The organism is Neptunomonas antarctica (assembly GCF_001305295.1).
Classification (GTDB): domain Bacteria; phylum Pseudomonadota; class Gammaproteobacteria; order Pseudomonadales; family Balneatricaceae; genus Neptunomonas; species Neptunomonas antarctica.
The window spans coordinates 1-8,835 of record NZ_LJSI01000012.1 but is presented as its reverse complement, the minus strand read 5'-3'; the positions used below and the strand labels follow the sequence as shown (position 1 = coordinate 8,835).

Sequence of the window (8,835 nt, the reverse complement as noted above, 5' to 3'; positions counted from 1 at the left end):
GGTATAACCTGCCTTTTTACAAACAGCATGAAGCATTGACGGATGCGATTGCTACAGCGGAATTACTCCAAGCTCAGATAGCCAATCGATATTCGCCGGATACGCCTATTTCTGAGCTGTGGAGATAATTGTGGAGATAGTTGTGGCGATAGCTTCTGTGTAACAGTAAAACACGGGGTCAAAATATGAGATCAGATCATATTTAGCAGACGACCTGCCCAGACCAATAGCTTGAGTGACAGAGCTCTCAGCTGCTAGGCTGTTTAATAGCAGTTTGTGTTCTTAATTATTCAGGGAGACTACAGTGAATGAACTTTTAGAAACCTCGGTGTATTGCCCTTATTGTGCGGAAAAAATTAGTGTAACCGTTGAAGTTCTGGATGAAAGCCAGGAGTTTATAGAAGATTGTCAGGTGTGTTGTCAGCCGATCACGGTTGCAGTCGCGATATCAACAGAGGGTAGTTATTCAATATCAGTGCGCTCTGAAAATGAAACAATCTAACCCCATAGCGAGACCCGGCAGCGGGATGTAAAACCGTCGCGTTGCTGTGGTTTTCACATCCCTTAGTCAGTGGCTGTTATACAGTAGCGATACTATTTGATTGCTTCAGTAGCGGTTGCCATTTCAGTAATAATAGCACCTTCAGCTTTCTGTTCTTTGGTTCTGAAAATGATAGTACCGAGTGCCACGATACCCAATAACCAGCTGTAATGAATATTACCTATGACCACCAAGGGTGATAGCCCGGCGATAGAGCCGGCCAGTAATACTTGAGCGCCGTAGGGCAGCAGGCCCTGTACCACACAGGAAAAGATATCCAGCAGGCAAGCGCTGCGTCGAGGATCAACGTTTTGGCGTTTGGCGATATCTTTGGCCAGGCTTCCGCAGATAATAATGGCGACGGTGTTGTTGGCGGTGCAGACGTTGGTTAGTGCGACAGCTGCACTAATAGTCGCTTCGCCAGCGCGGCTGCTCGGAGCTGTGTTGTTGCCCTTAGAGCCTAAGCGCTCAATCTGTTGGGCGAGAAACTCCAGCCCCCCCTGAGCTTTCATCAGCGCGCCAAGACCACCGATAAGCATCGACAGAATCATGATCTCCTGCATGCCGGTATAGCCTGCATAAATATCTTTGGAGAACAGTGCGACAGAGTAATCAGGCAGTGTGCCTAAGCCGATCGCACCCGCCAGCAATATACCGCTAAACAGCACCAGCAGAACGTTGATACCGGATAACGCCAGTGCCAACACAGCCATATAGGGCAGCACTTTGATGAGCTCATAATCAGTTGCCTGGGTAATATTGGCATTAACACCTTGCAGATATAACCAGATCAGCGTGACGAGTGCAGCAGGTACGGCAATTTTAAAGTTCATGCGAAACTTGTCACGCATATCACAGCCCTGTGAGCGGGTCGAAGCAATGGTAGTATCGGAGATGATAGATAAGTTGTCTCCGAACATCGCGCCCCCTACTACAGCACCAATACACAGAGGGGTTGATAGATCGCTGACGTCGCTAAGCCCTAATGCGATAGGCGCCATCGCTGCGATGGTGCCCATAGAGGTGCCCATAGCGGTGGCAATAAACGCGGTAATGACGAACAGGCCGGGCAGTACCAGTTCTGACGGAATAATGCTTAAGCCGAAGTTTACCGTAGCGTCGACACCACCTACTGCTTTGGCGACGCTGGCAAAAGCACCAGCCAGCAGGTAGATGAGGCACATCATGATGATATTACTGTCGCCTACGCCTTTGATAAAGGTATCCAGCCGCTTGTTCAGCTCACCACTGCTGAGCATTAATGCCAGAACGATTGCAGGTAAGATCGCTACCGGGGCCGATATCTGATAGAAGGCGTATTCAACATTAGCTGACTGATAGTAAACACCGCTGCCGATAAACAGAGTTAGAAACAGTAATAAGGGTAGTAGTGCGAGCGGGTTAGCTCTCATTGTAGACTCCGGAATTGCAGAAACTATTATATTCTGAGGATAAACAGTCAGGAAAAAAACCTGCCAAGCTTTTGGAATGCAGGTCGAAAGTAGAGTGAAGCTAGTGCCGGGTAGGCCGCCTCACTATGGTTGGCGGGATTATACTGAATCAGTGCTTTAAGGCTAATATTGATTTACTATAGAAAGTTAGTTTTTAGTTATAATAAATATTTTTTTGATATCTTTTTTGAATATGCGCGATAAAACCAGCTTGGTGAACGCCTGAGCCTTTTAATGCTTTATATCAGAAGTGATTTTATTTCGTAGCCAGCTAACAAAGTAAAGAGTCGCTTTATTGTGCCTATTTCTTTCGGGGATTATGCAATAGTAATCAAGACCTGCCAGCGCACTCGATACTTCCTCAAATCCTCGTAGCAACCAACCATTAGACAGAGAGTTTTGTACTAAAATCTCGTCAATAATCGCGATGCCCTGACCAGTAAGTGCCGCCTGAATAACTTGATTTTCATCGTTAAAACTTCGGATGATGAACTGCTTATTGCCGGGAATAAGTTTATTAAGCAGTTGTTCGACGTTTTGTTCTGGCAAGCTTTGGTTTTTCCATTTCGTACATAAAAACGTCCAGCAATCTGTGCTGGCAAGTTGCTGCCAATAAGTGGGTGTTGCGAAACAGCCCGGGGATTCATGGATAAGTAATTCTGCTCCCGGCTGATCTTTAAATTTTCCGTAGCGAATGACCATATCAATACGCCTGTCGTTGTCGACATCATATAAATTGTCATCTGCATTGATTTGAACATCTATGTCAGAGTTATTGTTCTGAAAATCTTCTAGATTTGGCACCAGCCACATAGCGGCAAAAGAATTTGTCGTACCGATATGTAAAGTATCAGGGCTTGTCGTTATTTCATTGATAGTATGCATTAATTCGCGCAGTACTCTGTTAGCCGTTGTTGCGAGTAGTTCGCCTTCATGCGTTAGTGATACTGATCGGGTGTGACGTAGGAATAGTTTGATCTTTAAAGCGTCTTCGAGGCTCTTGATTTGATGAGAAACTGCGGTGGGTGAGACGCTCAGTTCATCGGCTGCATCTTTAAAGCTCTTTAATCTTGCAGCGGTTTCAAAGACTTTGATGCTGGTTAGTGATGGAAGTCGGTTAAACATTCTGATCAGTCTTATAGATAAGTTATTTTCATCTATAAGGAGAAAATGATCGTTTGTCAATAATTAACCTTAAATGGAAAATATGCCTTTTCGTACATCATATGCAGAGGTTTATCATGACAAATCTACTGAAAATAGACAGTAGCGCACGACGTACCGACAACAGTGAAAGTCGTTATAACTCAATCTCAAAACAACTTGGCAGTTGGTTTGTCGATGAATGGATGAGTTGTAATCATCCGGATAGTTTGATCCAAAGAGACCTTGGTCTGAATCCACCCTCATTTATTTCTCAGGAGTGGATAGCATCGGTGTTCACCTCTCAAGAAAGGAGAACACCAGAGCAGCATGCTTTGTTGGAGGAGTCAGATAGTTTAATTGACGAACTTGATCAAGCCGATGTGATTATTATTACGGCTCCTATGTATAATTATGGAATGCCTGCCGTACTTAAAGCCTGGTTTGATCAGGTAGTACGTATCGACGAAACATTTACTTTTGATCTTGCCAGAGGGGATTTTCCACTAGAGCCCATCATGTCGGGTAAAACACTCATTCTTTTGTCGTCATGTGGTGAATTTGGTTTTGATCCTGGCGGGGTTAGAGAACAGATGAATCATCTGGGGCCTCATATAGGTGTGATTAGTAAGTATTTGGGTGTTGAAAATTTCTACGAAATACGCTCTGAATATCAAGAATTTGCCGACAGTCGCCATCAGGAATCATTAGCCAATGCCCGAAAAGAGATTATCAAACTGGTAAACAGGTTGAGTTGAATAGAGCGTTTTTTTAATGGAGTGCTGTTGCTGAACTGCGCTTATTTCGATGTTTTAGATAGTGGCGATCAGGCGGTAAGCCTGATCTAACACCAGGTGTCAGATCAGGTCTTAGTTTTGCCGATTCAGACTATTTTTTCTGATTGAGGTTTTTTCTTATTGTGTCGCTGTACCATTCCATAAAATTGATAAGCGCAAACTCATACGTTTCAGAGTAAGGTCCGGGTTGATAGCCGATAGAGTTAATACCACGTTGGTTTTCTTCTCCAAGCACACGGTCCTGATCATTGGTTGCATCCCACACCTGGCGCAGTTTTTCGACATCGTAATCAACGCCTTCGACAGCATCTTTGTGTACAAACCATTTCGTTGTTACCAGCGATTCCTGGGCGGAAATTGGCAATACACGGAAGACCACGAAGTGATCGCTTTGCATATGGTTCCAGGAATTCGGCAGGTGCAGAATACGCATAGAGCCAAGCTTTGGATTTTTGATGCGCCCCAGCAGTTGTTTGCAGGCTGCGGAACCATCTATTGTCATGGCCTGCGTGCCTTTTTTCAATGGCATACGGACGATGCGGTTGCGCTTGCCAGGGCCGAAGCTACGGTGGGCGTGCGGGATGCCCTCTGCATCCCATTCGGTTGCTTGTGCGGTGTAGTGCTCCACAAATTCTTGCGGTGCACGTGGATCATTGGTGTCATCCCATTCCAGTAAGCTGTTGAGCAATTCTGGATGGTTGGCGGCGCAGTGGTAGCATTCGCGGTTGTTTTCTATAACGAGCTTCCAGTTAGCTTTTTCGTACATGTTGGATTCCACCGCTAGTTTGGTGTTCTCAACATCGTACGGTTCCATGTACTCCTCTAGCGTGGCGAGAAATTCGTCAAAATCGCCTTGAGGTTCTTCTGCAGCGAGGCTGATAAAAATGAAACCGCCCGCCGTTTTACAGAATGCTTTTTTCAGGCCGTTCTGTTTCATGTCAAAGCTTGTGCTCATTTCGGAACCGGCAAAGAGCAGGTTGCCTTTCAGATCGTACGTCCATGTGTGATAGGGGCATACGAGGTTGGCGACTTTGCCGCGATGTTCGGTGCAGATACGTGAGCCGCGATGGCGGCAGGTGTTGTGGAATGCGTTGACGTTGCCTTGTGCGTCGCGCACGATCAATACAGGGTTTTGGCCGATTTCTACGGTGAAATAGTCGCCTTTTGAGGGGACTTCACTGGTCATGCCGACAAATAGCCACTCTTTTTGGAAAATCTCTTCCATGTCTACGCGGAACATCTGTGGGTCATTGTACAACGGTTGTGGTAGCGAGTAATTCGGTTCGCGCGCTTCCAACAGTTGTTCCATTTCCTGCCGTGCATCAGCGTAAGTGGCGCTGGTGATATTAAGCAGATCGTTCTGGTTCATTTGTTTTTATCCTTGCTTGCACCAGAGTGTGCGTAAGAGTGTGGTTAAGAGTGTGCATAAATTTTCAGCTACGTTTCGGCGTAGAGCCCCTACTAACCGTAGCGGCATTGACCTTATGCTAATCGTCTTACAATGACGGGCGAGTAGGTTGACCATTTACGACATGAAAGCAGCTATAAATCGACCTTAAGCAGGTGTGAAATCAGACAAGTGTCGCAATAAGCAATTTTTTGTCGCTATTGGCTAAATGAGTAATGAAAGGAGGGATGAAAATGCACCTATAGCGTTCCATTCATGCGAAGAATAATAGAGAGAAGATCGATGGCAAATCCAGCAGCGGTAGCGGTAGCGGCGAACACTGATTCATTCATACCGGTTAATACGCAAACATGGGTGAATGGTCGTCATAATGTACGTTGTGTAAAGGTGATTGATGAAACCTGGGATGTAAAAACCTTCTGCTTTATGGCAGAGCAGCCGGTTATGTTCTTTTTTAAGCCCGGGCAGTTCGTCACGCTGGAGTTGGAAATTGACGGCCAGCAGGTGATGCGTTCCTATACTATTTCCAGTGCGCCATCGGTACCTTATAGTTTTTCTATCAGTGTTAAACGTTCACCCGGTGGACAGGTCTCAAATTGGTTACATGATAACTTAGAAGAGGGACTTGAATTAGCCGTGCATGGACCAGTTGGGCTGTTTAACTGTATCGATTTTCCGGCCAATAAGGTGCTGTTCCTTTCTGGGGGCGTCGGTATCACACCGGTTATGTCAATGACACGCTGGTACTTTGATACCAACGCCGATGTGGATATGGTGTTTGTCCATAGTGCCCGAACTGCTAAAGATATCGTGTTTCAGCGTGAGCTTGAGCACATGTCTTCAAGAATTTTAAATTTTACATTGCATATTATTTGCGAACGCGTCGAGCGTGGCCAGGCGTGGAGTGGCTATCGTGGTTATTTGGATCAGTCAAAATTAGCGATGATGGCTCCGGACTTTATGGAGCGTGAAGTTTTTTGCTGCGGGCCGACGCCGTATATGAAAGCGGTCAAAACATTGTTAGAGAGCAATGGCTTTGATATGAGCCGTTACCATGAGGAGTCGTTTGGCGCTACACCTGTTGATATTAAAGAAGATGCTATCGAGCAGGCTGAAATTGCACAGGAAGAAACTGATGCGCTTGTTCAGGCTGATATGGTGCGTGTTGAATTTGCTAACACGGGTAAAAGCATACAAATTGCTCCGGGTGAAACGGTGCATGCGGCTGCCGCTAAGCTGGATCTGCATATACCTAAAGCCTGTGGTATGGGGATTTGTGGTACCTGTAAAGTTTTGGTGACTGCGGGTGAAGTGACTATGGAGCACAATGGTGGCATTACCGATGACGATGTTGCAGCGGGCTATATTTTGTCGTGTTGCAGTGTGCCTAAGGGTGATGTGGTTGTGAATTTTTAATCATATTTATTGGGCAATTATTGAAATATTGTACTCACGCCGGAAGCGACTATAGAGAATATAATGGAAGCAGAACATATAGAAATTGTCGGATTTCTGAAGCAGTTTCAACCCTTTAGCGGATTGCCTGAGCAGACGATTAATAATATTGCTCAGCAGGTTGAAATTGCTTATTACCGGGCTGAAAGCAGTATTTTTAATTTTGGTGATGAAATTCACGATTTATGCATGATCCGTAGTGGTTCAGTTGAAATCTATCGGCGTAACGGTGATCTCTATAATCGCCTCAGTGCCGGTGGCTTATTCGGGCAGATGGGCTTGTTGATGAATAATAGCATCCGCTTGCCGGTTAAGGCGCTAGAAGATTCTCTGATCTACTTCATTCCTGAGTCAGTATTTATTTCATTATGTGATGAGTTTGAAACGTTTGCTTATTTTGTAGAAATAAATGATCACTCAAACCTGCAGCATGCGGTGTCAGGTAAAAATAGTAATAGTTTAATGGTCTCCAAGGCGACCATGCTGATCTCCCGAGAGCCCATCACCATTAGTAGCAAGGCTACGATCCGCCAGTCGGCAGAAAAAATGACTGAGGAGGGTGTTTCTTCTTTGTTGATTGTGAATGCCGCGTCTCCTGTTTCTGCTTCTTCTTTTGAAAGTAAGGAAGACGGATCTGAGCAGCAGATGGTGGGAATTATTACGGATAGGGATCTGCGAACGCGGGTGGTATCAACAGGATATCCCTTAGATGCAACCATAGATCAGGTGATGTCTACTGACCTGATAACGCTTGATGTGGATGCGTATGCGTTTGAGGCGATGCTGAGTATGCTTCGCTATAATTTGCATCATTTGCCGATTCTGGATAAAGGCCGTCCGGTGGGTGTTATTGCGATCTCGGATATTGTTCGTTACGAGTCTCAAAGCAGCTTGTATATGGTGGGTACGGTTTTTCGTCAGAATAGTGTAGAAGAGCTTAATGTAATATCTAAAGAGATATCGTCCTGCTTTGTGCGCTTAGTCAATGAAGACGCCAACTCTCATATGATTGGCAGTGCGATGTCAGTGATAGGGCGTAGCTTTAAACAGCGTTTATTAGAATTGGCCGAGGAGTATTTAGGCGCGCCGCCCATTCCTTACTGTTTTCTGGCGTTGGGCTCAATGGCGCGGGATGAGCAGTTGATTATTACTGATCAGGATAACGCCTTGATTCTGGATAATCAGTATGATCCGCAGTTGCACGGGGAGTATTTTGAAGCATTGGCTAATTTCGTCTGTGATGGGTTGGCGGCCTGTGGTTTTAGTTACTGTACCGGTGGGATTATGGCGACGAACCCGCGGTGGCGTAAAACCCGACAGGAGTGGGAAGTATGCTTTGCTGATTGGATGGATAATCCCGTCCCGGAAGCCTTGTTGAACTGTTCAATATTTTTTGACCTGGAAGGCGTGTGGGGAAAAATCCAGTGGGCTGAGCATCTCAATTTTTTTATTGCTCAAAAAGCAGCTCGCGAACCGCGCTTTTTAGCCAGTATGGCGCGCAATGCGTTAAGCAGAACACCGCCTTTGGGTTTCTTTAAAAACTTTGTGATGGAACAAGATGGCCAACATCGTAATTCAATTAATTTGAAGCGCCGCGGCACTGCCCCTTTAGCCGATCTCATTCGGGTACATGCGCTGGCGGTAGGCTCCAAAGCCAGAAACTCTTTTGAGAGGCTGGATGATATTATCAAAGGCGGCGTTGTCCCGGACGGACGCATTTCAGATCTGAAAGATGCATTGGAGTTTATTTCGATGGTCAGAATCAGGCACCAGGCTCTGGATATTGAAGCGGGGCGTACAGCGGATAATAATATTGAACCCGAGCACTTATCTGAGTTTGAACGGCGTAATCTGAAAGATGCTTTTCAGGTGTTGAGTAACAGTCAGCGCTTTCTTCGCTTTCGCTACCCTTCATAGCTGAATAGCTTAATTGTCCATAATACATGGGGTTGAGAATGCCGCGCGTTAACAGTACAGATCAACACAGCCTTAACTGGTCGCTCAGGTTCAATGAGCAAGCAGAGGCCGCCTGTGATTTTC

At 45.7% G+C, this 8,835-nt stretch carries 7 protein-coding genes and 1 pseudogene; 5 read left to right on the top strand and 3 right to left on the bottom strand.

Annotated features, from left to right (window positions below):
• A pseudogene (locus tag Nant_RS21640) lies at positions 1-128 on the top strand (3'-5' exonuclease); the annotation flags it as partial.
• 176 nt (positions 129-304) lie between these two features.
• On the top strand, positions 305-502 hold the full coding sequence (locus tag Nant_RS00120) for a zinc ribbon domain-containing protein (RefSeq protein ID WP_054339614.1): 198 nt from the start codon (positions 305-307) through the stop codon (positions 500-502).
• A 92-nt stretch (positions 503-594) separates the two neighbouring features.
• Here Nant_RS00120 and Nant_RS00115 read toward each other — a convergent pair whose 3' ends face one another.
• Both Nant_RS00115 and Nant_RS00110 read right to left on the bottom strand, forming a co-directional pair.
• Complete coding sequence (locus Nant_RS00115; RefSeq protein ID WP_054339613.1) at positions 595-1,953, bottom strand: Na+/H+ antiporter NhaC family protein; 1,359 nt, start codon at positions 1,951-1,953, stop codon at positions 595-597.
• A gap of 270 nt (positions 1,954-2,223) precedes the next feature.
• Positions 2,224-3,177 carry a LysR family transcriptional regulator gene (locus tag Nant_RS00110; RefSeq protein ID WP_238377028.1) on the bottom strand — a complete coding sequence of 318 codons (954 nt, stop codon included), beginning with the start codon at positions 3,175-3,177 and terminating at the stop codon, positions 2,224-2,226.
• A 56-nt stretch (positions 3,178-3,233) separates the two neighbouring features.
• Here Nant_RS00110 and Nant_RS00105 point away from each other — a divergent pair, with 56 nt between their 5' ends.
• A complete protein-coding gene (locus Nant_RS00105; RefSeq protein WP_054339611.1) occupies positions 3,234-3,893 on the top strand; it encodes an FMN-dependent NADH-azoreductase in 660 nt (219 codons plus the stop codon).
• A gap of 130 nt (positions 3,894-4,023) precedes the next feature.
• Here the strand turns inward: Nant_RS00105 and Nant_RS00100 are convergent, their stop codons facing one another.
• Positions 4,024-5,301 (bottom strand): aromatic ring-hydroxylating oxygenase subunit alpha, encoded by a 1,278-nt coding sequence (locus Nant_RS00100; RefSeq protein ID WP_054339610.1) that lies wholly within the window; start codon positions 5,299-5,301, stop codon positions 4,024-4,026.
• A gap of 321 nt (positions 5,302-5,622) precedes the next feature.
• Between Nant_RS00100 and Nant_RS00095 the strand changes: the two genes are divergently transcribed.
• On the top strand, positions 5,623-6,756 hold the full coding sequence (locus Nant_RS00095) for an FAD-binding oxidoreductase (RefSeq protein WP_054339609.1): 1,134 nt from the start codon (positions 5,623-5,625) through the stop codon (positions 6,754-6,756).
• A gap of 63 nt (positions 6,757-6,819) precedes the next feature.
• Positions 6,820-8,712: a putative nucleotidyltransferase substrate binding domain-containing protein gene (locus Nant_RS00090; protein ID WP_054339608.1), complete on the top strand. Its 1,893-nt coding sequence runs from the start codon at positions 6,820-6,822 to the stop codon at positions 8,710-8,712.
• The last annotated feature ends 123 nt before the right edge of the window (positions 8,713-8,835 follow it).